This is a genomic window from Enterobacter ludwigii, assembly GCF_001750725.1.
In the GTDB taxonomy this organism is placed as follows: Bacteria; Pseudomonadota; Gammaproteobacteria; order Enterobacterales; family Enterobacteriaceae; genus Enterobacter; species Enterobacter ludwigii.
Genome location: NZ_CP017279.1, coordinates 3,852,665 through 3,879,397 on the forward strand (window position 1 = coordinate 3,852,665; position 26,733 = coordinate 3,879,397).

Sequence of the window (26,733 nt, forward strand, 5' to 3'; positions counted from 1 at the left end):
TCAGTCAGTTAGCCTAAAATGGTTAGGTCGATAACGAAATTCAACTGAGAGCAGGGGAAAACACCATGCAAAATAAACTTCTGATCGCGTCCGTTCTGGCTGCCACCGCCATGTTTACCGTTGCGGGCTGTTCATCTAATCAGGCAGTAAAAACCACGGATGGGCGTACGATAGTGACTGACGGTAAGCCGCAGGTCGATGATGACACCGGTCTGGTTTCCTATAAAAACGCCGAAACGGGTCAAACTGAACAGATCAACCGTGACCAGGTGAAATCCATGGGCGAACTGGATAACTAGTTCAGATTTCTGACGTTAGCCCGTCAATAATATTCACTATTAGCCTGTTGAATTACTGACTACACTCTTTTGGTAAAAGAAGGCAGTAAAACAACAGGCTAATTAATGATTCTGATAATTTACGCACATCCGTATCCGCATCACTCGCATGCAAATAAACGGATGCTTGAGCAGGTAAGGACGCTTGATAACGTAGAGATACGTTCCCTCTATCAACTTTATCCCGATTTTAATATCGATATCGCCGCCGAACAGGAGGCGCTCTCTCGTGCCGATTTAATTATCTGGCAGCATCCGATGCAATGGTACAGCACCCCTCCGCTCCTCAAACTGTGGATCGATAAAGTCTTTTCCCACGGCTGGGCGTATGGCCACAACGGTCACGCGCTTAAAGGCAAAAGCCTGATGTGGGCCGTGACCACCGGCGGGGGAGAAAGCCACTTCGATATTGGTGCTTTCCCGGGCTTTGAGGTGCTGTCACAGCCGCTGCAGGCGACGGCGCTCTATTGTGGGCTGAACTGGCTCCCTCCTTTTGCGATGCACTGTACGTTCGTTTGCGATGATGAGACGTTGCAGGCGCAGGCACGCCATTATAAACAACGGTTACTTGAGTGGCAGGAGGCGAACAATGGATAGCCATACGCTGATACAGGCGCTGATTTACCTCGGCGCGGCTGCGCTGATTGTACCCGTGGCGGTACGTCTGGGGCTGGGTTCGGTGCTGGGTTACCTCATTGCCGGCTGTGTCATTGGACCGTGGGGCTTCCGTCTGGTGACCGATGCCGAGGCGATTCTCCATTTCGCTGAGATCGGCGTCGTGCTGATGCTGTTTGTAATTGGCCTGGAGCTGGATCCCCGGCGGTTATGGAAACTGCGCGCTTCGGTATTTGGTGGGGGAGCCTTGCAGATGGTGGCCTGTGGTCTGCTGCTGGGCGGGTTCTGTATCCTGCTGGGCATGGACTGGAAAGTCGCGACACTCATCGGCCTGACGCTGGCACTCTCCTCGACGGCCATTGCCATGCAGGCAATGAACGAGCGCAACCTGACGGTCTCTCAGATGGGGCGCAGCGCGTTTTCGGTGCTGCTGTTCCAGGATATTGCCGCCATCCCGCTGGTGGCGATGATCCCGCTGCTGGCCGCAAGCGGTGCCTCAACGACCATGGGAGCTTTTGCGCTTTCTGCGCTGAAAGTGGTTGGTGCCCTGGCGCTGGTTATTCTGCTTGGCCGCTACGTGACCCGTCCGTTGCTGCGCTTTGTCGCTCGCTCCGGCCTGCGTGAAGTTTTCAGTGCCGTTGCGCTGTTCCTGGTGTTTGGCTTTGGTTTGCTGCTTGAGGAAGCCGGCCTATCGATGGCTATGGGGGCGTTCCTGGCAGGGGTGCTGCTGGCCAGCTCTGAATATCGCCATGCGCTGGAAAGTGATATCGAGCCGTTTAAGGGATTATTGCTGGGGCTGTTTTTCATCGGCGTGGGGATGTCTATCGACTTTGGCACGCTGGTAACGCATCCGCTGCGGATCCTCATCCTGCTGGTCGGTTTCCTGGTCATTAAGATGGGCATGCTGTGGCTGATAGCGCGTCCATTAAAGGTGCCCAACAAGCAGCGTCGTTGGTTTGCCGTACTGCTGGGGCAGGGGAGTGAGTTTGCATTCGTGGTCTTTGGCGCGGCGCAGATGGCCAACGTACTGGATGCTGAGTGGGCGAAAGCGCTGACGCTTGCCGTCGCACTGTCGATGGCCGCAACGCCTGTTCTGCTGGTGGTGCTGGCGCGTCTGGAAAAAACGGGGAGCGAGCAAGAACGCGAAGCCGACGAGATCGACGAGGAGCAGCCCCGGGTGATCATCGCCGGGTTTGGTCGCTTCGGGCAGATCGTGGGCCGTTTGCTGTTGTCGAGCGGGGTCAAAATGGTGATCCTCGACCACGATCCCGACCATGTTGAGACCCTGCGGAAATTCGACATGAAAGTGTTTTACGGGGATGCGACCCGTGTCGATCTGCTGGAATCCGCCGGGGCGGCGAAAGCGGAAGTGTTGATTAACGCGATCGACGATCCGGAGACCAGCATGCAGATGGTGGAGTTGGTCAAGGAACACTTCCCCGAGCTGACCATTATCTCTCGCGCCCGCGATGTGGATCACTACATCCGGCTGCGTCAGGCAGGTGTGGAGGCGCCAGAGCGTGAAACGTTCGAAGGTGCGCTCAAGTCTGGCCGGATGGCGCTGGAAAATCTGGGGCTAGGGGCCTATGAAGCCCGTGAACGTGCGGACCTGTTCCGCCGCTTTAACACCGAGATGGTGGAAGAGATGGTGGCGATGGCGGGCAGCACAGCCACCGAGCGTGCAGCGGTGTTTAAACGCACCAGCGCGATGCTGACGGAAATCATTAACGAGGACCGCAATCACCTGTCGCTTATCCAGCGTCACGGCTGGCAGGGCACGGAAGAGGGCAAGCATACCGGCGATCCGGCGGACGAACCGGAGAGTAAACCTTCCGCGTGAAGTGGAGTTGCCAGCAATATTAAAAAATTTCTCTATCTTTACTCAGCCGCCAGTCGACGAAAGATTAAGCTTTCCGTATAGTGGCGGCAATTTTTTGCATCCGGGAAATTTTCAATGATCAGTCTGATTGCAGCGCTGGCGGTGGACCGTGTTATCGGTATGGAAAATGCCATGCCGTGGAACCTGCCTGCCGATCTCGCATGGTTTAAACGTACTACGTTAAACAAGCCGGTAGTGATGGGCCGCCTGACCTGGGAGTCGATTGGTCGTCCATTACCGGGCCGTAAAAATATCGTTATCAGTAGCCAGCCTGGCACTGACGATCGCGTCGAATGGGTGAAGTCCGTAGACGAGGCCATTGCCGCATGCGGTAATGCCGAGGAGATCATGGTGATTGGCGGTGGGCGTGTGTACGAACAGTTCCTGCCTAAAGCACAGAAGCTGTATCTGACCCACATTGATGCGGAAGTGGAAGGGGATACGCATTTCCCGGACTACGATCCTGATGAGTGGGAATCTGTCTTCAGTGAATTCCACGACGCGGATGCGCAGAACTCCCACAGCTACTGCTTCGAAATTCTGGAACGTCGCTAAGTGAATGTCCCTCTCCCGTCCGGGGGAGGGAAATCCTCATCAGGAGGCAACGGCCTCGTCTTCCCCTAAGTCCAGCTGTCGGTTGGATGGCTGAACAAAGTACGTTTTATCTTCCCAGCGCAAGCAGGTTAACTCTCCACCCCAGCAGCAACCGGTATCGAGACCGTAGATCCCCTCCGGTGTGCCTTTTCCTTCAAGCGACGCCCAGTGGCCAAACACCACGTTATAGGCGTTGGTCACCGGACCGGGAATGGCAAACCACGGTTTAAGAGGTGCAGGGGCGCTTTCCGGTGTCTCTTTGCAATACATATCCAGCTGCCCGTTCGGGAAGCAAAAACGCATGCGGGTGAAAGCGTTCGTAATAAAGCGCAGGCGGGCCAGACCGCTAAGATCTTCGCTCCAGTGATTCGGCATATCGCCGTACATCGCGTCGAGGAAGAAAGGATACGAGTCGCTTGCCAGCACCGCTTCAACGTCACGCGCACAGGTTTTCGCCGTCTCAAGATCCCACTGAGGGGTGATCCCGGCATGCGCCATGACCAGTTTTTTCTCTTCATCGATCTGCAGCAGTGGCTGGCGGCGTAGCCAGTTTATGAGAACATCCGCGTCCGGGGCATCCAGCAAAGGCGAGAGACGATCTTTGGGTTTGTTGCGACTGATCCCGGCAAAGACGGCCAGCAAATGCAGATCGTGGTTGCCCAGTACCATGCGCACGCTGTCGCCCAGTGATTTGACGAAGCGTAGAACGTCCAGCGAGCCAGGGCCACGCGCCACTAAATCGCCCGTCAGCCAGAGCGTATCTTGTCCAGGCGTAAAGTCGACCTGTTTTAACAATGCGATCAGTTCATCGTAGCAACCGTGAACGTCGCCAATCAGATATGTAGACATTAGATTAATGAATGAGTGTTGTAACGGCGAGACGGAACACAGGAATAGCAACGCGGAACACATTGCCATCGACGTCGACCATTTCGTAATGGCCCTGCATGGTACCCAGCGGCGTTTCGATCACGGCACCGCTGGTATATTGATACTCTTCGCCAGGGTCGATGTGGGGCTGTTCACCAACCACACCTTCACCCTGAACTTCGATTTCGCGGCCGTTGCCGTTGGTGATAAGCCAGTAGCGCCCAAGCAGTTGCACAGGCATCCGCCCTAGATTGCGAATGGTCACGGTGTAAGCGAAGACAAAACGTTCTTCATCCGGTGAGGACTGGGATTCAACATAAACGCTTTGTACATGGACACATACGCGGGGCGAATCAATCATGGCTTAACTCTCCTTCGGCGGCGCATTTTCGCTGATGTAATTAGCCAGCTTGCAGTACTGTTCTACGGAAATATTTTCTGCACGCATTGCCGGGTCAATACCCAACTCAGTCAGCACTTCAACGGTAAACAGATTGCCCAGGCTGTTACGGATCGTTTTACGGCGCTGGTTAAAAGCTTCCGTAGTAATGCGGCTCAGCACGCGCAGGTCTTTCACCGGGTACGGCATTATTTTATGCGGTACAAGACGCACTACCGCAGAGTCCACTTTTGGTGGCGGCGTAAAGGCGGTTGGCGGTACTTCGAGCACCGGGATCACGTTGCAGAAATATTGCGCCATCACGCTCAAACGACCATACGCTTTACTGTTCGGCCCTGCAACCAGACGGTTAACCACCTCTTTTTGCAACATGAAGTGCATGTCGGCAATGGCATCAGTATAGCTAAACAGGTGGAACATTAGCGGTGTGGAAATGTTGTACGGCAGGTTACCGAACACGCGCAGCGGTTGGCCCATTTTTTCCGACAGCTCACCAAAGTTCATAGTCATGGCATCCTGCTGATAAATCGTCAGCTTTGGCCCCAGGAACGGATGAGTTTGCAGGCGAGCGGCGAGATCGCGATCGAGTTCGATAACGGTCAGTTCGTCCAGGCGTTCGCCTACGGGTTCAGTCAGAGCGGCAAGACCCGGGCCGATTTCGACCATAGCCTGACCTTTCTGCGGATTAATGGCAGACACGATACTGTCGATCACGAACTGATCGTTGAGGAAGTTTTGCCCGAAGCGTTTTCGGGCTAAGTGGCCCTGATGGACTCGATTAGTCATTGAGTATTAACAATCATTTTGATGGCGAGATTAAGCGCCGTAATAAAACTGCCGACATCCGCTTTCCCCTGTCCTGCCAGATCCAGCGCAGTACCGTGGTCAACGGACGTTCGAATAAAAGGTAAACCGAGGGTGATATTCACCCCGCGGCCAAAGCCCTGGTATTTTAGCACGGGCAGGCCTTGATCGTGGTACATCGCGAGCACGGCGTCCGCATTATCCAGGTATTTTGGCTGGAAAAGGGTATCGGCAGGCAACGGCCCGCTTAAGTTCATCCCTTTTGCCCGCATTTCTTCAAGCACCGGAATAATGGTGTCGATCTCTTCGGTACCCATATGCCCGCCTTCACCGGCGTGCGGGTTCAGGCCGCAGACCAGCACATGCGGCTGTTTGATGCCGAATTTGGTTTGCAGGTCGTGATGCAGGATCCCGATGATCTCCCGTAAAAGAGACGGAGTAATGGCATCCGGAATGGCCCTGATGGGCAAATGGGTCGTCACGAGGGCAACGCGCATTGCTTCTGTCGCCAGCATCATGACCACTTTCGGGCTGTGTGAGCGCTCTTCAAAGAACTCCGTGTGCCCGGTAAACGGTATCCCCGCCTCGTTGATAACGCCTTTGTGCACGGGACCGGTGATCAGGGCGGCAAATTCACCCTTCAGGCAACCGTCGCAGGCACGCGCCAGCGTCTCTACAACATAGTGGCCGTTTTCGGTACTGAGCTGACCCGGGATGACGGGAGTACGAAGTGGAACAGGAAGAAGCGTAAGCGTGCCGGCTTGCTGTGGTGCAGGCTGCTGGCCTTCAACGTAGGGGATGAGCGTTAAAGGCAGACCGAGCAGCGTTGCCCGGTCTTGTAACAGTGTTGCATCAGCGCAGACAACCAGTTCCACCGGCCAGCTGCGCTGGGCGAGCTGGACAACGAGGTCAGGCCCAATCCCGGCAGGTTCGCCGGGAGTGATCACAACACGATGCTGTTTCATTAGTTGCTCAGTACTTTCACATAAGCGCTGGCGCGTTGTTCCTGCATCCAGGTTGCTGCTTCTTCAGAGAACTTACGGTTAAACAGCATGCGGTAGGCTCTGTCTTTCTGCGCCGCGTCCGTTTTATCAACATTGCGGGTATCCAACAGTTCGATCAGATGCCAGCCGAAGGAGGAGTGCACCGGGGCGCTCATCTGGCCTTTGTTCAGCTTCATCAGTGCGTCACGGAACGCAGGATCGTAGATATCTGCGGCCGCCCAGCCCAGATCGCCGCCCTGATTAGCAGAGCCGGGATCCTGAGAGAACTCTTTCGCGGCATTCGCAAACGAGGTTTTTCCGCTCTTGATGTCTGCAGCAATCTGTTGCAGTTTCACGCGCGCCTGATCGTCAGTCATGATAGGTGACGGCTTGAGGAGAATATGGCGAGCGTGAACTTCGGTAACTGAAATGTTCTGACTCTGACCGCGCAGATCGTTCACTTTCAGGATGTGGAAGCCCACGCCTGAACGGATTGGACCCACGATGTCACCTTTCTTCGCCGTGCTCAGCGCCTGGGCAAAGATGGAAGGCAGCTCCTGGATACGTCCCCAGCCCATCTGGCCGCCTTTCAGCGCCTGTTGGTCAGCGGAGTAGGTGATGGCCAGTTTGCCAAAGTCACCGCCGTTACGTGCCTGCTCGACAATCGAACGCGCCTGGCTTTCAGCTTCCGCAGCCTGGTCGGAGGTTGGGTTCTCTGGCAGCGGGATCAGAATGTGGCTCAGGTTCAGTTCGGTGCTGGCGTCGTTCTGGTTACCCACCTGTTTTGCCAGCGCGTCCACTTCCTGAGGCAGGATCGTGACGCGACGACGGACTTCATTGTTGCGCACTTCCGAAATCAGCATCTCTTTACGGATCTGATTACGGTACGTTGCATAGCTGATGCCATCATAGGCCAGACGGCTGCGCATCTGGTCCAGGCTCATGTTGTTTTGCTTCGCGATGTTAGCAATGGCCTGATCGAGCTGCTCGTCAGTGACCTTCACACCCATTTTCTGACCCATTTGCAGGACAATCTGATCCATGATCAGACGTTCCAGGATCTGATGGCGCAGGGTTGCGTCATCCGGAAGTTGCTGACCTGCTTCACCCGAATTGAGCTTCACAGATTTCATCAAACCGTCAACGTCGCTTTCGAGCACGACGCCGTTGTTAACCACAGCGGCGACCTTATCAACAACCTGGGGGGCCGCGAAGCTGGTATTCGCAACCATAGCGACACCGAGCAGCAGCGTTTTCCAGTTCTTCATACTTTTTCCATTTCAATTAACCGCAAAGCGGATTACGTTGCAAATTAAGCACATTACAAGGAACTGCGGTACGGCAGAATGTTCGAGCGCAGCATCTGCTGCGTGCCCAGGCCGTAGTTGGAGCTCAGGCCGCGCAGTTCGACATTAAAGCCAATCACGTTATCGTATTTGCTCTGATTATTCTCAGTATTCCAGCCGTTAAGCTTACGTTCGTAACCGACACGCAGCGCGTAGCAGCAGGAGTTATATTGCAGACCAACCATCTGGTCAGCAGGTTTACTGGTGTTGGTGTCAAAGTAGTAAGCACCGACGATTGACCAGCGATCGGCGATTGGCCAGCTCGCTGCGCCACCCACCTGCGAGATGCCGTCTTTGTACTGTTCCGCGGTTGCATAGTCTGGCAACGTGGCCTGAATATATTCAGGGCTGGCGTAACGATAGGTCAACTGCAGCATACGGTCTTCATCACGACGGTATTCAATCGCCGCACTGCTTGTTGCAACATTGTTGAGACGCGTATCGTACTGCACACCCCCGCGTAAACCCCAGCGATCGGTCATACGCCAGTAGGTATCACCCGCCCACACCAGAGAACCCGTTTTGTTGTCTTTCTCCCAGTTAATGTTGTCATCACCGGTCCGGGACTCGGTGAAATAGTAGATTTGACCAACAGAAACGTTAAAACGTTCAACGGCGGCATCATCATAAACGCGTGTTGTGACGCCGGTCGTTAACTGGTTTGCTGACGCAATACGGTCGAGGCCACCGTAGGTACGGTCGCGGAACAGGCCGCTGTAGTCAGACTGCAGGAATGAGGAGTCATAGTTCTGAATGTTGCTTTGATCGCGATACGGCACGTACAGATACTGCATACGTGGCTCAAGCGTCTGGGTATAACCCTCCGCCAGAAGACCCATATCGCGTTCGAAGATCAGTTTGCCGTCCATTTTGAACTGTGGAAGCGTACGATTTACTGATTCCTCAAGATGCTTATTGTTACTGGAATTATAATCATCAATATTTTTTTGCTGATAGTGTGTCGCCATCAGCTTGGCTTCAGTATTCAAACTTGCCCAGTCGTTAGACCATGGCAAATTGATGGTTGGCTCCAGATGGACACGTGTCGCTTCTGGCATATTCGAATTAGTGTTAACGAAGTGGACTGCCTGACCATAAATTCGGGTGTCGAATGGACCTACATCATTCTGATACCAGTTAACGTCCAGCTGCGGTTCTGCACCGTACGTACTTGCCGTTTGGTTAGAGAAAACCTGGAACTGCTTGGTCGAGACCGTTGCATCAAAGTTTTGTAGCGCATAGCCCACACTGAAGATCTGCGTGGCATAGCCATCGGTACTCGAACCGTATTTTGACGAGAAATCGTTAAAATAGTATGGGTCACTAACCTTGGTGTAGTTAACGTTAAACCGCCAGACCTGGTCCATTACCCCGGCATGTTGCCAGTAGAACAACCAGCGGTGTTTATCACCTTCTGTTGGATGTTCATCCTGGAAGACTTTATCCGACGGCAGATAATCCAGTTCCATCAGGCCAGCGCCCGCCTGCGTCAGGTAGCGGAACTCGTTTTCCCACATAACGTTGCCGCGCTTATGGATATAGTGCGGCGTGATCGTGGCGTCCATGTTGGGCGCGATGTTCCAGTAATACGGCAGATAGAACTCAAAGTAGTTCGTGGTGCTGTATTTGGCATTCGGGATCAGGAAACCTGAGCGGCGTTTGTCACCCACAGGAAGCTGCAGGTAAGGGCTGTAGAAAACAGGTACCGGACCGAGCTTAAAGCGGGCGTTCCAGATCTCGGCAACCTGCTCTTCACGGTCATGGATGACTTCACTTCCGACCACGCTCCAGGTATTAGACCCGGGCAGACAGGACGTGAAGGAGCCGTTTTCGAGAATCGTATAGCGGTTTTCACCGCGCTGTTTCATCAGGTCCGCATCACCGCGCCCCTGGCGACCTACCATCTGGTAATCACCTTCCCAGACGTTAGTGTCTTTGGTATTCAGGTTTGACCAGGCTTTCGGACCTTTCAGGATGACCTGATTGTCGTCATAGTGCACATTACCCAGCGCATCCACCGTTCGTACCGGCTCGGCCGCACCTTCCGGCTGCTTCTGGTGTAATTGCACTTCATCTGCCTGCAGACGGCTGTTGCCCTGGTTAATATCCACATTGCCAGTAAATGTCGCATTGTCAGGATATGTGCCTTTAGAGCTATCGGCAGTAATGGTTACCGGCAAGCTATTCGTATCGCCCTTTACCAGTGGACGATTATAACTTGGGACGCCAAGCATACACTGCGAGGCGAGATCGGCCGCCAGTCCCTGTTGGCTGTACAGGGCGGTGCCAATCATTGTGGCCAGGAGGGTGGGGATACGTTTTTTCATACGTTGTATTTTATTGTTCCGTCATCAGTGGCTACGGCTTACAAACGCTCAGAGACTATCTTACTCATCAGCGCAGTACCAGCGTTAATCCTGCCCGTTTGCGCGCCAGAGTGTTAGGCTCGCTATCGAATGACGAGTATGATAAAGCAAATTATAGGCGATGTCCTTCAATTGACCGTGGCTTGAACACTGTGATGATGACGTTGCGTCGGCCAGGAACATGACTAACCGGGGAGTATATGCAGTATTGGGGTAAAATAATCGGCGTTGCGTTCGCCATCATCATGGGTGCCGGGTTCTGGGGGATCGTACTGGGGCTTATTATCGGCCATATGTTTGATAAGGCTCGCAGCCGCAAAATGGCCTGGTTTGCCAATCAGCGTGAGCGTCAGTCCCTCTTTTTCTCCACCACGTTTGAGGTGATGGGGCACTTAACCAAATCAAAAGGGCGTGTGACGGAAGCCGATATTCAGATAGCCAGCGTCTTTATGGACCGCATGAATCTGCATGGTGACTCCCGTCTCGCGGCACAAAATGCGTTTCGCATCGGTAAAGCGGATAATTATCCGCTGCGCGATAAAATGCGTCAGTTCCGCAGCATCTGCTTCGGCCGTTTTGATTTAATTCGGATGTTTCTGGAGATCCAAATCCAGGCGGCGTTTGCCGATGGTTCACTTCATCCTAATGAACGCGATGTTTTATACGTTATTGCGGAAGAACTGGGCATCTCCCGTATGCAGTTCGACCAGTTCCTGCGCATGATGCAGGGCGGTGCGCAGTTTGGCGGCGGCTATCACCAGCAGTCCTCTGGCGGTGCCTGGCAGCAGGCGCAGCGGGGTCCGACGCTGGAGGATGCCTGTAACGTGCTGGGGGTGAAGCCATCGGACGATGTAACCACCATCAAGCGTGCCTATCGTAAGCTGATGAGTGAGCACCACCCGGACAAACTGGTCGCGAAAGGTTTACCGCCGGAGATGATGGAGATGGCGAAGCAAAAAGCGCAGGAAATTCAGAAAGCGTACGAGTTGATTAAAGAGAAGAAAAGTTTCAAATAAAAAAGGCCCGACACTGTCGGGCTTTTTTTCAGAAGTCGACTGGGGCTTTAAACGTCATTGCATTGCCAAAAACCGGATGGGTGATGGTGAGCGTCTGCGCATGCAGCTGCAGGCGTGGCGCCAGCGCCAGTGCATCGGGCGGCGCGTAAAATCTGTCCCCCAGTATCGGGTGCCCCAGCGCAAGCATATGGACACGCAGCTGGTGCGAGCGCCCGGTAATCGGCTTAAGCAGCACGCGCGCAGTGTTATCTGGCGCGTACTCCAGCACTTCATACTCGGTTTGTGCTGCTTTGCCGGTTTCGTAACAGACCTTTTGTTTTGGTCGGTTCGGCCAGTCGCAGATCAGCGGTAAATCCACCAGCCCTTCCGCCGGCTGAGGATGCCCCCAGACACGTGCGACATATTGCTTTTTCGGCTCGCGATCGCGGAACTGGCGTTTCAGTTCGCGTTCCGCCGCTTTATTCAGCGCCACTACAATCACACCGCTGGTGGCCATGTCCAGACGATGGACAGACTCCGCCTGAGGATAATCGCGCTGAATACGCGTCATCACACTGTCTTTGTGCTCATCCAGACGCCCTGGCACGGACAACAAGCCGCTGGGCTTGTTGACCACCATAATGTGCTCATCCTGATAAAGCACCACCAGCCAGGGATCCTGAGGTGGATTGTAAGGCTCCATCACCATCTTGCGCTCCGTTTACTGATGCGTCACAACGATAAGACGCAGGGCATCCAGACGCCAGCCTGCCTGATTAAGGCTTTCCAGCACCTGCTGACGGTTGCTCTCGATCGCTGCCAGCTCGTCATCGCGGATGTTTGGGTTTACCGCTTTCAACGCTTCCAGACGGGAGAGTTCCGCGGACAGTTTGTCGTCGGCTTCTTGACGTGCGGCATCAATCAGCGCCCGGGCCGCTTTTTCGATCTGCGTTTCACCCAGCTGCAGAATAGCGTGCACATCCTGCTGTACCGCATTGACCAGCTTACTGCCGGTATGGCGGTTCACGGCGCTCAGCTGGCGGTTAAAGCTCTCGAATTCAACCTGAGCGGCGAGGTTCGTGCCGTTTTTGTCCAGCAGCAGACGCACAGGCGTTGACGGCAGGAAGCGGTTGAGCTGCAGCTGTTTCGGCGCCTGCGCTTCGACAACGTAAATCAGTTCCAGCAATAGGGTACCCACTGGCAGCGCTTTGTTTTTCAACAACGAGATGGTGCTGCTGCCGGTATCGCCTGAGAGGATCAAATCCAGACCGTTGCGGATCAGCGGGTGCTCCCAGGTGATGAACTGCGCATCTTCGCGCGACAGTGCCACATCACGTTCAAAGGTGATGGTGCATCCATCTTCCGGCAGGCCAGGGAAATCCGGGACCAGCATATGGTCGGACGGGGTCAGGACAATCAAATTCTCGCCACGATCGTCCTGGTTTATGCCAACGATGTCGAACAGGTTCATGGAGAAGCTGATCAGGCTGGTGTCATCATCCTGCTCTTCAATGCTTTCAGCGAGCGCCTGGGCTTTTTCACCGCCGTTGGAGTGGATCTCCAGCAGGCGGTCACGGCCCTGTTCCAGCTGTGATTTCAGCGCTTCATGCTTATCACGGCAGGCTTTGATCAATTCATCAAACCCGTCGGTGTTCTCTGGCGCGGCCAGATAGCCGATCAGATCGGCGTGCACCTGATCGTAAATCGGGCGGCCGGTCGGGCAGGTATGCTCAAACGCATCCAGACCTTCGTGGAACCAACGCACCAGAACGGACTGGGCGGTTTTTTCCAGATAAGGAACGTGGATCTGAATATCATGCGCCTGGCCAATACGATCCAGACGGCCGATACGCTGTTCCAGCAGATCCGGGTTGAACGGCAAATCGAACATCACCAGGTTGCTGGCAAACTGGAAGTTACGGCCTTCAGACCCGATTTCAGAGCACAGCAGAACCTGGGCACCGCTGTCCTCTTCTGCAAACCATGCCGCGGCACGGTCCCGCTCGACGATGGACATCCCTTCGTGGAACACGGCGGCACGAATACCTTCGCGTTCGCGCAGGACCTGCTCCAGCTGCAGCGCGGTGGCTGCTTTGGCGCAGATCACCAGCACTTTCTGAGAACGGTGCGCGGTCAAATAGCCCATCAGCCACTCAACACGCGGGTCGAAGTTCCACCAGGTGCCGGTATCGCCTTCAAATTCCTGGTAAATCTGTTCCGGGTAGAGCATGTCGCGTGCACGCTCTTCTGCAGTTTTGCGCGCGCCCATAATGCCGGAAACTTTAATGGCCGTCTGGTACTGCGTCGGCAGTGGCAATTTGATGGTATGCAGTTCGCGTTTCGGGAAACCTTTCACCCCGTTACGGGTGTTACGGAACAGGACGCGGCTGGTGCCGTGGCGATCCATCAGCATATCGATCAGTTCTTTACGCGCGGAATCCGCGTTGTCACTGTCGCTGTTGGCCGCCTGCAGCAGAGGCTCAATATCCTGCTCGCCAATCAGATCGCTCAGGGTGTTGAGCTCGTCATTCGAGAGATGTTTACCCGCCAGCAGCAGGGCAACGGCATCGGCGACCGGACGGTAGTTATTCTGCTCTTCAACGAACTGCTCAAAGTCATGGAATCGGTTTGGATCGAGCAGGCGCAAACGGGCGAAGTGGCTCTCCAGACCTAACTGCTCCGGCGTTGCGGTCAGCAGCAGGACGCCTGGCACGCGCTCGGCAAGCTGTTCGATAGCCATGTATTCCCGGCTTGGTGCGTCTTCGCTCCAGACCAGATGGTGCGCTTCATCGACCACCATCAGGTCCCATTCGGCATCGCACAGGTGCTCAAGACGCTGCTTGCTGCGGCGTACGAAATCCAGAGAGCAGATCACCAGCTGTTCCGTTTCAAACGGGTTGTCCGCATCGTGCTGGGCTTCTGCATAGCGCTCGTCATCAAACAGAGCGAAACGCAGGTTAAAGCGGCGCAGCATCTCGACCAGCCATTGATGCTGCAGGGTTTCGGGTACCACAATCAGCACGCGCTCGGCTGCGCCGGAAAGCAGCTGTTGATGCAGGATCATGCCCGCTTCAATGGTTTTCCCCAGGCCCACTTCATCTGCCAGCAGTACGCGAGGTGCGTGACGGCGGCCCACGTCATGGGCGATGTTCAGCTGGTGGGGAATAAGGCTGGTACGCTGACCGCGCAGGCCGCTCCACGGCATACGGTACTGTTCACTCTGGAACTTGCGTGCGCGATAGCGCAGGGAGAAGCGATCCATACGGTCGATTTGCCCGGCAAACAGGCGATCCTGCGGCTTACTGAATACCAGTTTGCTGTCGAGCAGCACCTCACGCAGGATGACATTGGCCTCGTCGGTGTCCAGGCGAGTCCCGATGTAGGCGAGCAGTCCATTCTCTTCTTTTACGTCTTCGACCTTTAGCTGCCAGCCGTCGTGGCTGGTCACGGTGTCACCCGGGTTGAACATCACGCGGGTCACAGGGGAATCATTGCGGGCGTACAGGCGGTTTTCACCGGTAGCAGGGAAAAGGAGGGTAACCATTCGTGCATCCACGGCAACCACGGTTCCTAATCCAAGTTCGCTTTCTGTATCGCTGATCCAGCGTTGACCAAGTGTAAAAGGCATATTTGTTCGGCTCTAATCGTAAATTGCAGGCAATAGTTCAACCACCGTCAAAAAAGACAGTCATTGAAAAATGGGTCCGGGAATGGAAAGGGCGCTATGGTACTGGATGGCAGCCATTTCGTCACGTGTCAAAATAGGCCAAGTTGCCCTGTCACTAGTGTAGCAAAGTCGTCGTCGATGAAGGGCAAAATTCCGTCCGCGACCGGCTGAAGCTGACGCGTAAGATAGTGCTCGTAATCCAGAGGCGAGTGCTGGTAATCCACGGGTTCCGGGCCGTTGGTGGTCCAGAGGTATTTGATGGTTCCCCGGTTCTGATACTGCGGAGCACGCCCCCGGCGCACGTTCTCCTCATCAGCCAGACGCGCCGCGCGGACGTGCGGCGGAACGTTGCGCTGGTATTCCGCCAGTGGGCGGCGCAGGCGCTTGCGGTACACCAGCTGGGCGTCGAGTTCACCGGCCATCAGGCTGGCAATTGTTTCACGCACGTAGTCCTGATAAGGCTCGTTGCGAAAGATACGCAGATAAAGCGTTTGCTGAAACTGCTGTGCCAGCGGCGTCCAGTCGGTGCGTACGGTTTCCAGCCCTTTAAAGACCATTCGCTGCTTGTCACCTTCCTGAATAAGTCCGGCGTAGCGCTTCTTACTGCCCTGGTCGGTACCGCGAATGGTGGGCATTAAAAAGCGGCTGAAATGGGTTTCAAACTCCAGTTCTAACGCGCTGCTTAACCGCTCTTTTTGCAAACTTTCCTGCCACCAGGCGTTCACAAAAGCCACCAGTGATTTGCCGATTCGCTCGGCATCCTCTTCTGAATGCGCGCCCTTAAGCCAGACAAAGGTGGAATCCGTATCGCCATAAATAACGTCATAACCCTGGGATTCAATCAACGCTTTGGTCTGGCGCATGATGTCGTGCCCGCGCATGGTGATAGATGACGCCAGTCGTGGGTCGAAGAAGCGGCAGGCGCTGGTCCCCAGAACCCCGTAAAACGCGTTCATGATAATTTTCAGCGCCTGAGAAAGGGGCTTGTTGCCATGACGCTTAGCCTCGTCGCGACCGTGCCAGATGTTTCCCACGATTTCCGGCAGACAGTGCTTTTCCCGTGAGAAGCGGGCCCCAAGAAAACCTTCTGTGCTGTGCAAATCGTCAGGCTGCGCCATCCCTTCCACCAGCCCGACGGGATCGATCAGGAAGGTGCGAATAATGGACGGATAGAGGCTTTTGTAGTCCAGCACCAGCACGGAGTCATACAACCCGGGCCGGGAATCCATCACGTAACCGCCCGGGCTTGCCTGCGGCGGCACATCACCGAGGTTGGGGGCGACATAGCCCGCGCGGTGCATACGCGGGAAATAGAGGTGGCTAAAGGCGGCCACGGAGCCACCGTGCCGGTCAGCGGCGAGGCCGTTCACCGTCGCGCGCTCGAGCAGGAAGGGCATGATCTCCGTTTTATGGAAAATCTGCGTCACCAGTTCACAATCTTTCAGGTTGTAGGTGGCGAGCGCCGGTTTGTCTTCGTTAAAACGCCGGTCGATTTCATCCATCCTGTCCCACGGATTGTCGATGGATTTCCCTTCGCCGAGCAGCTCCTGCGCCACCGCTTCCAGAGAGAAAGAGGAAAAATTCCAGAAGGCAGATTTGAGCGCCTCAATGCCGTCGATAATCAGGCGGCCATTGGCCTGCGCGAAAAACACACCGTTTTTAAAACCGTGCTCGCGCCATTCCAGCTCGCTGTTTCCGCGCCCCAGCATCAGGGGGATGCGGTAACGTTCAGCATGTTTTTGCAGCACGCGCAGATCGAACTGCACCACGTTCCAGCCGATCAACACATCGGGATCGCGATCGGCAAACCACTGGTTTAGCTTTTCCAGAAGCTGTGGCCGGCTGTTGACATACTCCAGCCGGAAATCCAGCGCGGACGCGTTGCCATTCGGGGGGCCAAGCATATAAACAACCCGATCCCCGCAGCCTTCAAGGCCGATACAGTACAGCTCACCGTGGCGAGTGGTTTCGATATCCAGCGAGACCCATTTCAACGGCGGCCGGTAGGTGGGGTTGGGTTTGAGACGGGCGTTAATAAGGCTGCCGTTTTGCGCGGTGCCGTCGACCCAGACGGGGGCAGTAATAAACCGCTCCATCAAAAAACGTTCTGGCGGGCGGATATCGGCTTCGTACAGCGTCACGCCAGCGTCGCGCAGCAGTTTTTCATAACGCATCAGCTGGCGATGGGCGCGGCAGTAAAGGCCATGTACGGGCTGACGGTGGAAATCTTTCAGTTCAAGCGGCGTCAGGCGCCAGCCATTTTCACCGCGCAGCAGTTGCTTTACTTTCTCAACATGATCGTTCGGGATAAAAGCCACGGACTCCTGCGGCGGCAGGGTCACGTGCAGCGGGCCGTTGTCCGTCGCCAGCCAGAATGCCACCTCGGTGCCCTGAGGAGTATCCCGCCAGTGTCGGGTAAGTAAAAAACCTTCTTGCGCCTGCGCCACGCCGCTATCCCATAAAACAAAACCAGGCTTGATTATAGCCTGGTTGAATATTTTATGCTGGGTATATATACAGTTTACTGCCCGTAATAGGCTTTTGCGCCATGTTTACGCAGGTAGTGTTTATCCAGCAGGGTTGGCTGCATATCCGGAAGCTGCGGTGCCAGCTGGCGGCAGAAGATGCCCATATACGCGACCTCTTCCAGCACAATCGCGTTATGTACCGCATCTTCGGCGTTTTTGCCCCAGGCAAAAGGTCCATGGGAGTGCACCAGCACGCCGGGCATTTGCGCAGCGTCGATACCCTGTTTTTCAAACGTTTCGACGATAACGTTGCCGGTTTCCCACTCATACTCGCCGTTGATCTCTTTATCAGTCATCAAACGGGTGCAGGGAATGGTGCCGTAAAAGTAGTCTGCGTGCGTGGTACCGGTCGCCGGAATGGACTGGCCGGCCTGCGCCCAGATGGTCGCATGACGCGAATGGGTATGCACAATACCGCCAATGGTCGGGAAGGCCTGGTAGAGCAGGCGATGCGTTGGCGTGTCCGAGGAGGGTTTTTTCTTTCCTTCCACCACTTCGCCCGTGGCGATGCTGACGACAACCATATCTTCCGCGGTCATTACCGTGTAATCCACCCCTGACGGCTTTATCACGAAGACGCCGTGCTCGCGGTCAACGGCGCTGACGTTGCCCCAGGTCAGCGTCACCAGATTGTGTTTGGGCAGCGCCAGGTTGGCTTCAAGTACCTGACGTTTGAGATCTTCTAACATGCAATCCTCCAGGAAAAGAGGCCCGCCCTGCGGCAGGCCAAAGGTTCCCCTGTTAACGTTTTGAACCGTAATAGACTTCGTTCCAGCGCAGTGCGTCTTTGAACGCGGGCAGGCGGGTATCGTTATCAATAACGGTCAGTTCGATGTCGTGCAGTTCGGCGAACTGACGCATGTCGTTCAGATCCAGCGCATGGCTGAAGACGGTGTGGTGCGCGCCACCGGCCAGGATCCAGGCTTCCGAGGCGGTTGGCAGGTCAGGCTGCGCTTTCCACAGGGCGTTGGCGACCGGCAGTTTTGGCAGAGAATGCGGGGTTTCAACCGCATCCACACAGTTCACCAGCAGGCGGAAACGGTCGCCCAGGTCAATGAGGCTGGCGTTGATGGCAGGGCCGGTACGGGTGTTGAAGATCAGACGTGCCGGGTCGGCTTTTCCGCCAATGCCAAGGTACTGCACGTCGAGGATCGGTTTCTCTTCAACGGCAATGGAAGGACACACTTCCAGCATATGCGAGCCCAGTACCAGGTCGTTGCCGTTTTCGAAGTGGTAGGTGTAGTCCTCCATAAAGGAGGTGCCGCCCTGCAGACCGGTTGACATCACTTTCATAATGCGAAGCAGAGCGGCAGTTTTCCAGTCGCCTTCGCCGGCAAAGCCGTAGCCCTGCTGCATCAGACGTTGTACCGCCAGGCCGGGCAGTTGTTTCAGGCCGTGGAGGTCTTCAAAAGTGGTGGTAAAGGCATGGAAGCCACCCTGTTCCAGGAAGCGTTTCATGCCCAGTTCGATACGTGCTGCATCCAGCACGTTCTGGCGTTTGTCACCGTGAATTTGTGCCGCAGGGGTCAGACGGTAGCTGCTTTCGTATTCGTCGACCAGCGCGCTTACGTCGCCATCGCTGATTTCATTCACCACCTGCACCAGGTCACCCACGGCCCAGGTATTCACCGAGAAACCAAATTTAATCTGTGCGGCAACTTTATCGCCGTCGGTGACCGCCACTTCACGCATGTTGTCGCCGAAACGCACCACTTTCAGGTGACGAGTATCTTGTCGGGACACCGCCTGGCGCATCCAGGAGCCGATACGTTTTTGCGCATGCTGATCCTGCCAGTGGCCGGTGACGACCGCATGTTGCTGGCGCATACGTGCGCCGATAAAGCCGAACTCGCGGCCGCCGTGCGCGGTCTGGTTCAGGTTCATAAAGTCCATATCAATGCTGTCCCACGGCAGGGACGCGTTGAACTGGGTATGGAACTGCATCAGTGGTTTATTGAGGATGGCCAGACCGTTGATCCACATTTTGGCCGGCGAGAAGGTGTGCAGCCACACCACCATGCCAGCGCATTTATCGTCGTAGTTCGCGTCGCGGCAGATGTTCGTGATCTCATCCGGGGTCGTGCCGAGCGGTTTGAGCACCAGTTTGCACGGCAGTTTAGCCTCTGCATTGAGCGCGTTGACCACGTGCTCAGCATGTTTCGTCACCTGTTGCAGCGCTTCCGGCCCGTACAGATGTTGGCTGCCAATGACAAACCACACTTCATAATTATTAAAAATGGTCATTATTGTGTCCTTAATGTGTCAGGGTTGCCGTAGTGTCCGCGGTGTGTTTGGCCGGGGCGGCGACAGGGAGATAGTGAAGTTCGGCGCTTTTTGCCCATTGCTGATAGCGCTGATAAAGCTGTTCAAAACGCTGCGCCTGCTGAGCACGCGGCTGGAGGGTATTTTCGACAGCGCTCGCCATGTGCTGCTGCGCGGTCGGGATATCGGCATGAACGCCTGCCGCAACGGCCGCGAAGATCGCTGCACCGAGGGCACAGCACTGATCGGAGGCGACAATCTGCAGCGGACGGTTCAGCACGTCACAACAGGCCTGCATGATTACCGGGTTTTTACGGGCGATGCCGCCCAGTGCCATCACGTTGTTGACGTCAATGCCCTGCTCGGTGAAGCACTCCATAATGGCGCGCGCCCCAAAGGCAGTTGCGGCAATCAGGCCGCCAAACAGCGCTGGCGCGTCGGTGGCGAGGTTAAGATCGGTGATCACCCCTTTCAGGCGCTGGTTGGCAAATGGCGTACGGCGACCGTTGAACCAGTCGAGCACTACCGGCAGGTGATCGAGAGAAGGATTCTTTGCCCACGCGGCGGTGAGCTGCGGCAAAAGCTGCTTTTTACTTTCGGCAATCTGGGTCTTCAGCTCAGGATGTGCCGCCGCCAGCTGATCCAGCGGCCAGCCCAGCACGCGGCCAAACCAGGCGTAGATATCGCCAAAGGCGGACTGACCCGCTTCCAGACCGATAAACTCCGGTACGACGCTGCCGTCAACCTGGCCGCAGATGCCTTTTACCGCCCGATCGCCTACGCTGGCTTTATCCGCGGTGAGAATGTCGCAGGTGGAGGTGCCGATAACCTTCACCAGCGTGTTTGGCTGGGCACCGGCGCCCACCGCGCCCATGTGGCAGTCAAACGCCCCGCCGGAGATCGCCACGTTTTGCGGCAGACCCAGGCGCGTCGCCCACTCTTCACAAAGCGTACCCACCGGAATATCGGCGGTGAAGGTGTCGGTGAACAGCGGGTATTGCAAACTCGTGTTGATGACGGGATCGAGTTCATCGAAGAACGCCGCCGGTGGCAGGCCACCCCAGCTTTCATGCCACAGGGATTTGTGTCCGGCGCTGCAGCGTCCGCGGCGGATATCCTGCGGACGCGTGGTACCGGAGAGCAGGGCTGGTACCCAGTCGCACAGTTCAATCCAGGATACCGCGGCCTGCGCAACGGATGCGTCCGTGCGGGTTACGTGGAGGATCTTGGCCCAGAACCATTCACTGGAGTAAATACCGCCGATGTAGCGCGAGTAGTCCGTTTTACCGGGCTGGTGACACAAGCGGGTAATGGCCTCGGCCTCTTCAACGGCGGTGTGATCTTTCCACAGCACGAACATGGCGTTCGGGTTATCAGCAAACTCCGGACGCAGCGCCAGAACATGGCCTTCGGCATCCACAGGGGCAGGCGTTGAGCCGGTACTGTCGACGCCAATCCCGACGATCTCTGCCCGCTGGGCGTCGGTCAGTTCAGCCAGCACGGTTTTGATTGCCGCTTCCATCGACTCAATGTAGTCACGTGGATGGTGACGGAACTGGTTATTTGGCGCATCGCAGTAGCGCCCCTCTTGCCAGCGCGGGTACCACTCAACGCTGGTTGCTATTTCCTGGCCGCTTGTACAGTCCACTGCCAGAGCGCGAACCGAGTCGCTGCCAAAATCGAGGCCAATCGCAATTGCCATGGTGTTGCTCCATCAAAAAACAGGTATGAGAGAACATTAGAGACTGGAGGCGAAAATCGTCAGGCAGGATCCGCTAATCTTATGGACTAAATTGCTGTTGCAATAGAAAGTGTGACGCCGTGCAAATAATCAATGTGGACATTTCTGCCGCACTTATAGACACTTTTGTTACTGCTGATCTGCCCCCGTGGGCGGAGAAATCAGGGGGAAAGGCTGAAACATGGCGGACGTAAAAGAGGTGTGATGCTTTTTGGATCTTTTCGCGGGCCATTTTTATACTGCTTTTATCGATATGGACAATTGGTTTCCTTCAGGACCCTTGGGAGAACTGAATCTATGGCCGAAACGCAAAACGATCCCTTATTACCGGGCTACTCGTTTAATGCTCACCTGGTGGCGGGGCTGACCCCTATCGAGGCTGAGGGATATCTCGATTTTTACGTCGACCGACCGCTCGGGATGAAAGGGTATATTCTGAACCTGACGGTGCGTGGGGAAGGGATTATCAAAAATAACGATCAGCAGTTTGTCTGCCGTCCGGGCGATATGCTGCTGTTTCCGCCGGGGGAGATCCACCACTACGGGCGCCACCCGGAGGCCAAAGAGTGGTATCACCAGTGGGTCTACTTCCGCCCGCGCGCCTACTGGCAGGAGTGGCTCTCGTGGCCGGCTATTTTTGCGCACACCGGTTTTTATCGCCCGGACGAGGTTCATCTGGCGCAGTTCCGCGAACTCTTTGCCCAAATTATTGAAGCGGGGCAGGCGGGTGGCCGGTATGCCGAACTGCTGGCGATTAACCTGCTTGAACAGGTGCTGTTGCGCCGGATGGAGGCGATAAACGCGTCACTTAATCCTCCGCTGGACAACCGCGTGCGCGACGCCTGCCAGTACATCAGCGACCATCTGGCCGACAGCCAGTTCGATATCGCCAGCGTCGCCCAGCATGTGTGTCTCTCACCGTCGCGGCTGTCACATCTGTTCCGTCAGCAGTTGGGCGTTAGCGTCCTGAGCTGGCGTGAGGACCAGCGTATCAGCCAGGCGAAGCTCCTGCTCAGCACCACCCGCATGCCCATTGCCACCGTGGGGCGCAATGTGGGCTTTGAAGATCAGCTCTATTTCTCCCGGGTATTTAAAAAATGCACCGGTGCCAGCCCCAGTGAATTCCGGGCAGGATGTGAATAAACGGTAAAAAAAGATAAACAAGCAGGTGAACTGTGGAAGCAACCTGTAAACTATTCAGACAATTGTTGTCTTGACGCGGTGCAGGGCGCTAAGCAGAATCCCTGATTCGTTTTCTGACCGGAATAGTTATGCAGGCATTGCTGGAACATTTTATCACCCAGTCCGTTATGTATTCGCTTATCGCCGTTGCGCTGGTGGCGTTTCTGGAATCGCTTGCACTTGTTGGGTTGATCCTCCCCGGCACGGTGATGATGGCGGGGCTGGGCGCGTTGATTGGCAGCGGTGAAGTGAATTTCTGGCAGGCGTGGATGGCGGGGATTATCGGCTGTTTACTTGGCGACTGGATCTCCTTCTGGCTGGGCTGGCGCTTTAAGAAACCGCTGCACCGCTGGTCGTTCATGAAAAAGAACAAAGCCTTGCTGGATAAAACCGAACATGCGCTGCATCAGCACAGCATGTTCACGATCCTCGTGGGTCGCTTTGTTGGACCAACGCGTCCGCTGGTGCCGATGGTCGCGGGGATGCTGGATCTGCCTGTTGCGAAATTCGTGCTGCCGAACATCATCGGCTGTGTTTTCTGGCCGCCGTTCTACTTTCTGCCGGGGATCCTGGCAGGGGCCACCGTTGATATTCCTGACGGAATGCAAAGCGGTGAGTTTAAGTGGTTGTTGCTGGCTACGGCCCTGCTGTTGTGGATCGCTGCCTGGCTGTGCTGGCGACTGTGGCGCAGCGCGAAAGCGAATGTTGATCGCCTGACGCGTTATCTGCCACGCTCGCGCCTGTTGTGGCTCGCGCCGTTAATGCTGGGGGTTGCCGCAGTGGCGCTGGTCGCCCTGATTCGCCACCCGCTGATGCCGGTGTACGGTGAAATTCTCTTGAAGGTGGTGAGCCGTTAATCTGTTTCCCTCTCCCGTGGGAGAGGGTCAGCCCGCACTGATGCCTAACAATGAAGACGCCCCTGCGTGACCGCTGAGCAGTTCCTCTGTGCCGCCATCCCAGGCAATTCGCCCTTCTGCAATGACCACCGATCGTGGCGCAATCCGCGCGGCATCCTCAATGCTGTGCGAAACCATCAGCATTGTCAGTTGCTGACGCTGGCACACGTCCTGCACCAGGGTAAGCATCTCCTGGCGCAAGGCAGGATCGAGTGCAGAGAAGGGCTCATCCAGAAGCAGTATGGGCTGCTCGCGCACCAGGCAGCGCGCCAGCGCCACCCGCTGACGCTGCCCGCCGGAGAGGGCTTCGGGGAGGCGATCAATAAACGCGGTAATGCCCATCTGAGCGGCAATCAGCTCCAGCTTCTGGCGCTGACCGTCGTTGAGTTTCAGGCCAGGATCCATACCCAGGGCGATGTTTTGCCGCACCGTCAGATGCATGAACAGATTGTTTTCCTGGAACAGCATCGACACCGGACGTCGGGCGGGTGGCGTGCGCGTATGGTCGCGGTTTTCAATCACTATCGACCCGCTCGCCGGTTGCAGAAAACCGGCAATCAGATTGAGCAAAGTACTCTTTCCGGCCCCGCTCGGACCCAGAACCGCAATCATCTCTCCCTGACGAACCGAAAGGGAGAAGCGCATTGGCAGATGCTGGTAGAGCCAGGTTACATCAGTCAGTTTTAACATTACGCCCCGGAAGTTTTTCGATAACGGTAAATAAGGCAAAGCAGAGCACCAGTAACAGCAGCGCCGTGACGGCTCCCTCCTGGCTACGATAGGAGCCAATTTGCTGGTACAGCCAGTACGGCAGGGTGCGGAAATCTTCATTACCGAAGAGCGCCACGACACCAAAATCACCAATTGAGAGCACACAGGCGAAGGCCAGGGCCTGGGCCAGCGGGCGTTTCAGCGCACGCAGTTCGATAATCTTTAGCCGCTGCCAGCCCTGCAGACCGAGCGACTGGCACAGCAGCGCGTAGCGGCTGTTGATGTCTCGCATCGGATTTTCCAGCACCTTCAGCGCGTAGGGGATCGCCATCAGGGCATTGGTGAAAATCACGATGCCGTCGGCGTTTTCCGGCAGGCCAATAGTGCTGTTGAACAGTAAAAAGAACCCCGTCGCCAGTACAATGCCGGGCATCGCCAGGATCAGCATGCCTGTCAGCTCCAGGGCGTGCCCGGCTTTACGGGCCTGACGCGCGTAAAGCTCGCGGCTGCTCCATAAAAGCATCATGGTCAGCATGACACACAGCAGCCCGGCGGCGAGCGCGATCCGTAACGAGGTCCACGTTGCCTGCCAGAGAACGGGCTGCTGCATCACGGTAACGAGATTCAGGTTCAGGCCATCGACGATGACGGCCATCAGCGGCGGAAGCAGAAGCAGCAGCGCCAGCGTGATAAGCAGCAGATCAGCGATCCGGCTATGCATGCTGTCCTGCGGGTCGCGCCAGCCGGTTATCTGATTACTGCCCGGCGGGATGGCTTTGCTCAGACGCTGGCTCAGCAGCACAAGGCACAGGCAGCAAACCATCTGCACCATCGCCAGCAGCGCGGCGCGGCCGGGGTCATAGTCGTAACTGAGCGCCTGGTAAATTGCCAGTTCGATGGTGGTGGCCTGCGGGCCGCCGCCGAGTGAAAGCACGGTGGCAAAACTGGCGAAACAGAGCATAAAGATCAGAGCCGCAACCGGCGGGATCTGACGACGCAGCCACGGCCATTCGACCAGGCGGAAGAAGGACATACCGCGCATGCCCAACTGGGCGGCAAGCTGGCGCTGTTCACCGGGGATGTTTTCCAGTGCCTGTAAAAAGAGTCTGGTCGCCATCGGCATATTGAAAAAGACGTGCGCCAGCAGAATGCCCTTCAGTCCGTAGGGCGAGAAGCGCCACTCCAGACCCAGCAGGCCGAATAGTGAAGCCAGCCACCCCTGACGACCATAGACGCTCAGGATGCCAAACACGGCCACCAGGACCGGCAGGATCAGCGTCATGGCGCACAGGCGCAGCAGGGCCTGCCTGCCGGGGAAACGGCGGCGATAAAGCGCGCGTGCCAGGAAAATGGCGGGGATAACCGACAGCAGCGCAGAGAGAAAGGCCTGCCAGAAAGAGAAACGGATAACGTGCCAGAGATAGCTGTCGTGCCAGAGCGCGAACAGGTCGCTCTCTGGCGCGTTAAACCATAAAGCAAGGAATGCGCCCAGACTGACCGCCACCATCAATACGGCGGCGAGCAGCCCAGGAATTAACCAGCCGGGAATTAACGGCTGACGGCGCGTTGCCATTCACTTACCCATGCTGCTCGCTGTGCGGCAACCTGCTGAGGCGTAAACTCCAGCGAGGTTTGCGGTTTGGTCAGTTTCTCAAAGCCCGCTGGCAACGCCACGCTGGTCACGGGGTACATCCAGTTACCCGCTGGAATAGCGTTCTGGAATGCCGGGGAGACCATAAATTTCAGGAACTTCTCGGCCAGTTCGGGCTGTTTGCTGGATGCCGTGCGGGCTGCCACTTCGACCTGCAGATAGTGCCCTTCAGCAAAACTGGCGGCGGCGTAATTGTCTTTTTTCTCGGCGATGATGTGGTAAGCCGGGGAGGTGGTGTAGCTCAGAACCAGATCACTTTCCCCTTTCAGGAACAGACCGTAGGCTTCGCTCCAGCCTTTTGTCACGGTGACGGTTTTGGCGGCCAGCTTCTGCCACGCTTGCGGAGCGTCATCGCCGTAGACTTTCTGCATCCACAGCAGCAGCCCCAGGCCTGGCGTACTGGTGCGAGGATCTTCATAAATAACGCGCCATTTCTGCTCGCTTTCGACCAGTTCCTTCAGGCTTTTCGGCGGGTTTTTAAGCTTGTTTTTGTCGTAAACAAACGCGAAGTAACCGTAATCGAACGGCACAAAGGTGTCGTTCTGCCAGCCGCCCGGGACGCTGACGGCATCGGTGGCGACGCCGCTTTTGGCAAACAGTTTGGTTTTCGAGGCGGCCTCCAGCAGGTTGTTATCCAGCCCAAGCACCACATCGGCTTTACTGTTTTTGCCTTCCATGCGCAGGCGGTTAAGCAGCGAGACTCCATCCTCCAGCGCCACGAACTTCAGTTCGCACTGACAGTCAGCTTCAAAGGCTTTTTTCACCACCGGACCCGGACCCCAGTCGGCTGAGAAGGAATCGTAGGTGTAGACCGTCAGGACGGGCTTCGCGACAGCAGGCAGCGCAAACAGCGCCAGAAGGGGGAGAACTTTTTTTAACACTTTGCACCTCAAGGTTGAGTGGCA

General features: G+C 56.1%; 22 protein-coding genes. 7 read left to right on the top strand and 15 right to left on the bottom strand.

Annotation, left to right across the window (positions count from 1 at the left end):
• Positions 1 to 65: 65 nt before the first annotated feature.
• The 4 genes from BH714_RS18160 to folA all read left to right on the top strand — a co-directional run bounded on the left by BH714_RS18160 (position 66) and on the right by folA (position 3,387).
• Positions 66 to 299, top strand: coding sequence for a YgdI/YgdR family lipoprotein (locus tag BH714_RS18160; RefSeq protein ID WP_010427047.1), 234 nt, complete (start codon positions 66 to 68; stop codon positions 297 to 299).
• A gap of 105 nt (positions 300 to 404) precedes the next feature.
• Positions 405 to 935, top strand: coding sequence for a glutathione-regulated potassium-efflux system oxidoreductase KefF (gene kefF, locus BH714_RS18165; protein ID WP_020882557.1), 531 nt, complete (start codon positions 405 to 407; stop codon positions 933 to 935).
• Positions 928 to 2,793 carry a glutathione-regulated potassium-efflux system protein KefC gene (gene kefC / locus BH714_RS18170; protein WP_040018605.1) on the top strand — a complete coding sequence of 622 codons (1,866 nt, stop codon included), beginning with the start codon at positions 928 to 930 and terminating at the stop codon, positions 2,791 to 2,793. The genes kefF and kefC overlap by 8 nt, the downstream gene beginning before the upstream one ends.
• Positions 2,794 to 2,907: 114 nt before the next feature.
• The gene (gene folA, locus BH714_RS18175; RefSeq protein WP_008502023.1) at positions 2,908 to 3,387 is read left to right on the top strand and encodes a type 3 dihydrofolate reductase; all 480 of its coding nucleotides are present in this window, start codon (positions 2,908 to 2,910) and stop codon (positions 3,385 to 3,387) included.
• 39 nt (positions 3,388 to 3,426) lie between these two features.
• On the opposite strand, the gene apaH is transcribed toward folA, so the two are convergent.
• The 6 genes from apaH to lptD are packed head-to-tail and all read right to left on the bottom strand — an operon-like array spanning position 3,427 to position 10,156.
• Entirely contained in the window at positions 3,427 to 4,275 is an 849-nt protein-coding gene (gene apaH / locus BH714_RS18180) for a bis(5'-nucleosyl)-tetraphosphatase (symmetrical) ApaH (RefSeq protein ID WP_014168593.1), read from the bottom strand.
• A gap of 4 nt (positions 4,276 to 4,279) precedes the next feature.
• Positions 4,280 to 4,657, bottom strand: coding sequence for a Co2+/Mg2+ efflux protein ApaG (gene apaG / locus BH714_RS18185; RefSeq protein WP_014168594.1), 378 nt, complete (start codon positions 4,655 to 4,657; stop codon positions 4,280 to 4,282).
• Between the two features lie 3 nt (positions 4,658 to 4,660).
• Positions 4,661 to 5,482 (bottom strand): 16S rRNA (adenine(1518)-N(6)/adenine(1519)-N(6))-dimethyltransferase RsmA, encoded by an 822-nt coding sequence (gene rsmA, locus BH714_RS18190; RefSeq protein ID WP_014168595.1) that lies wholly within the window; start codon positions 5,480 to 5,482, stop codon positions 4,661 to 4,663.
• On the bottom strand, positions 5,479 to 6,465 hold the full coding sequence (gene pdxA, locus BH714_RS18195; RefSeq protein ID WP_020882559.1) for a 4-hydroxythreonine-4-phosphate dehydrogenase PdxA: 987 nt from the start codon (positions 6,463 to 6,465) through the stop codon (positions 5,479 to 5,481). The genes rsmA and pdxA overlap by 4 nt, the downstream gene beginning before the upstream one ends.
• Positions 6,465 to 7,751, bottom strand: a complete 1,287-nt coding sequence (gene surA, locus BH714_RS18200; protein ID WP_014168597.1) for a peptidylprolyl isomerase SurA — start codon at positions 7,749 to 7,751, stop codon at positions 6,465 to 6,467. Before surA ends, pdxA begins: the two co-directional genes overlap by 1 nt.
• 53 nt (positions 7,752 to 7,804) lie before the next feature.
• On the bottom strand, positions 7,805 to 10,156 hold the full coding sequence (lptD, locus tag BH714_RS18205) for an LPS assembly protein LptD (protein ID WP_032679612.1): 2,352 nt from the start codon (positions 10,154 to 10,156) through the stop codon (positions 7,805 to 7,807).
• Between the two features lie 239 nt (positions 10,157 to 10,395).
• Between lptD and djlA the strand changes: the two genes are divergently transcribed.
• A complete protein-coding gene (gene djlA, locus BH714_RS18210) occupies positions 10,396 to 11,211 on the top strand; it encodes a co-chaperone DjlA (protein WP_014168599.1) in 816 nt (271 codons plus the stop codon).
• 28 nt (positions 11,212 to 11,239) lie between these two features.
• On the opposite strand, the gene rluA is transcribed toward djlA, so the two are convergent.
• The 6 genes from rluA to araB all read right to left on the bottom strand — a co-directional run bounded on the left by rluA (position 11,240) and on the right by araB (position 21,349).
• Positions 11,240 to 11,899, bottom strand: coding sequence for a bifunctional tRNA pseudouridine(32) synthase/23S rRNA pseudouridine(746) synthase RluA (gene rluA / locus BH714_RS18215; RefSeq protein ID WP_014168600.1), 660 nt, complete (start codon positions 11,897 to 11,899; stop codon positions 11,240 to 11,242).
• 12 nt (positions 11,900 to 11,911) lie between these two features.
• A complete protein-coding gene (gene rapA, locus BH714_RS18220; RefSeq protein ID WP_040018606.1) occupies positions 11,912 to 14,818 on the bottom strand; it encodes an RNA polymerase-associated protein RapA in 2,907 nt (968 codons plus the stop codon).
• Between the two features lie 128 nt (positions 14,819 to 14,946).
• The gene (polB, locus tag BH714_RS18225) at positions 14,947 to 17,304 is read right to left on the bottom strand and encodes a DNA polymerase II (RefSeq protein WP_040018607.1); all 2,358 of its coding nucleotides are present in this window, start codon (positions 17,302 to 17,304) and stop codon (positions 14,947 to 14,949) included.
• A 74-nt stretch (positions 17,305 to 17,378) separates the two neighbouring features.
• Complete coding sequence (gene araD, locus BH714_RS18230; RefSeq protein WP_040018609.1) at positions 17,379 to 18,074, bottom strand: L-ribulose-5-phosphate 4-epimerase; 696 nt, start codon at positions 18,072 to 18,074, stop codon at positions 17,379 to 17,381.
• Positions 18,075 to 18,126: 52 nt separating this feature from the next.
• Positions 18,127 to 19,629, bottom strand: a complete 1,503-nt coding sequence (araA, locus tag BH714_RS18235) for an L-arabinose isomerase (RefSeq protein ID WP_014168604.1) — start codon at positions 19,627 to 19,629, stop codon at positions 18,127 to 18,129.
• Between the two features lie 10 nt (positions 19,630 to 19,639).
• On the bottom strand, positions 19,640 to 21,349 hold the full coding sequence (gene araB, locus BH714_RS18240) for a ribulokinase (RefSeq protein WP_020882565.1): 1,710 nt from the start codon (positions 21,347 to 21,349) through the stop codon (positions 19,640 to 19,642).
• 336 nt (positions 21,350 to 21,685) lie between these two features.
• Between araB and araC the strand changes: the two genes are divergently transcribed.
• Both araC and BH714_RS18250 read left to right on the top strand, forming a co-directional pair.
• Positions 21,686 to 22,531 (top strand): arabinose operon transcriptional regulator AraC, encoded by an 846-nt coding sequence (araC, locus tag BH714_RS18245; RefSeq protein ID WP_025205437.1) that lies wholly within the window; start codon positions 21,686 to 21,688, stop codon positions 22,529 to 22,531.
• Between the two features lie 128 nt (positions 22,532 to 22,659).
• Positions 22,660 to 23,427 carry a DedA family protein gene (locus BH714_RS18250; protein WP_040018610.1) on the top strand — a complete coding sequence of 256 codons (768 nt, stop codon included), beginning with the start codon at positions 22,660 to 22,662 and terminating at the stop codon, positions 23,425 to 23,427.
• Positions 23,428 to 23,454: 27 nt separating this feature from the next.
• Here BH714_RS18250 and thiQ read toward each other — a convergent pair whose 3' ends face one another.
• Genes thiQ through thiB form a run of 3 tightly spaced genes read right to left on the bottom strand, consistent with a single transcriptional unit; the run spans position 23,455 to position 26,709 of the window.
• A complete protein-coding gene (gene thiQ, locus BH714_RS18255) occupies positions 23,455 to 24,156 on the bottom strand; it encodes a thiamine ABC transporter ATP-binding protein ThiQ (protein WP_020882567.1) in 702 nt (233 codons plus the stop codon).
• Positions 24,140 to 25,750: a thiamine/thiamine pyrophosphate ABC transporter permease ThiP gene (gene thiP, locus BH714_RS18260; RefSeq protein WP_040018612.1), complete on the bottom strand. Its 1,611-nt coding sequence runs from the start codon at positions 25,748 to 25,750 to the stop codon at positions 24,140 to 24,142. The genes thiQ and thiP overlap by 17 nt, the downstream gene beginning before the upstream one ends.
• On the bottom strand, positions 25,726 to 26,709 hold the full coding sequence (gene thiB, locus BH714_RS18265; RefSeq protein WP_032679618.1) for a thiamine ABC transporter substrate binding subunit: 984 nt from the start codon (positions 26,707 to 26,709) through the stop codon (positions 25,726 to 25,728). Before thiB ends, thiP begins: the two co-directional genes overlap by 25 nt.
• Between the last annotated feature and the right edge of the window lie 24 nt (positions 26,710 to 26,733).

Excerpts from the sequence above, each read along its gene's own strand:
- BH714_RS18160 (WP_010427047.1), top strand. The coding sequence starts at position 66 with ATGCAAAATAAACTTCTGATCGCGTCCGTTCTGGCTGCCACCGCCATG.
- kefF (WP_020882557.1), top strand. The coding sequence starts at position 405 with ATGATTCTGATAATTTACGCACATCCGTATCCGCATCACTCGCATGCA.
- kefC (WP_040018605.1), top strand. The coding sequence starts at position 928 with ATGGATAGCCATACGCTGATACAGGCGCTGATTTACCTCGGCGCGGCT.
- folA (WP_008502023.1), top strand. The coding sequence starts at position 2,908 with ATGATCAGTCTGATTGCAGCGCTGGCGGTGGACCGTGTTATCGGTATG.
- apaH (WP_014168593.1), bottom strand. The coding sequence starts at position 4,275 with ATGTCTACATATCTGATTGGCGACGTTCACGGTTGCTACGATGAACTG.
- apaG (WP_014168594.1), bottom strand. The coding sequence starts at position 4,657 with ATGATTGATTCGCCCCGCGTATGTGTCCATGTACAAAGCGTTTATGTT.
- rsmA (WP_014168595.1), bottom strand. The coding sequence starts at position 5,482 with ATGACTAATCGAGTCCATCAGGGCCACTTAGCCCGAAAACGCTTCGGG.
- pdxA (WP_020882559.1), bottom strand. The coding sequence starts at position 6,465 with ATGAAACAGCATCGTGTTGTGATCACTCCCGGCGAACCTGCCGGGATT.
- surA (WP_014168597.1), bottom strand. The coding sequence starts at position 7,751 with ATGAAGAACTGGAAAACGCTGCTGCTCGGTGTCGCTATGGTTGCGAAT.
- lptD (WP_032679612.1), bottom strand. The coding sequence starts at position 10,156 with ATGAAAAAACGTATCCCCACCCTCCTGGCCACAATGATTGGCACCGCC.
- djlA (WP_014168599.1), top strand. The coding sequence starts at position 10,396 with ATGCAGTATTGGGGTAAAATAATCGGCGTTGCGTTCGCCATCATCATG.
- rluA (WP_014168600.1), bottom strand. The coding sequence starts at position 11,899 with ATGGTGATGGAGCCTTACAATCCACCTCAGGATCCCTGGCTGGTGGTG.
- rapA (WP_040018606.1), bottom strand. The coding sequence starts at position 14,818 with ATGCCTTTTACACTTGGTCAACGCTGGATCAGCGATACAGAAAGCGAA.
- araD (WP_040018609.1), bottom strand. The coding sequence starts at position 18,074 with ATGTTAGAAGATCTCAAACGTCAGGTACTTGAAGCCAACCTGGCGCTG.
- araA (WP_014168604.1), bottom strand. The coding sequence starts at position 19,629 with ATGACCATTTTTAATAATTATGAAGTGTGGTTTGTCATTGGCAGCCAA.
- araB (WP_020882565.1), bottom strand. The coding sequence starts at position 21,349 with ATGGCAATTGCGATTGGCCTCGATTTTGGCAGCGACTCGGTTCGCGCT.
- araC (WP_025205437.1), top strand. The coding sequence starts at position 21,686 with ATGGCCGAAACGCAAAACGATCCCTTATTACCGGGCTACTCGTTTAAT.
- BH714_RS18250 (WP_040018610.1), top strand. The coding sequence starts at position 22,660 with ATGCAGGCATTGCTGGAACATTTTATCACCCAGTCCGTTATGTATTCG.
- thiQ (WP_020882567.1), bottom strand. The coding sequence starts at position 24,156 with ATGTTAAAACTGACTGATGTAACCTGGCTCTACCAGCATCTGCCAATG.
- thiP (WP_040018612.1), bottom strand. The coding sequence starts at position 25,750 with ATGGCAACGCGCCGTCAGCCGTTAATTCCCGGCTGGTTAATTCCTGGG.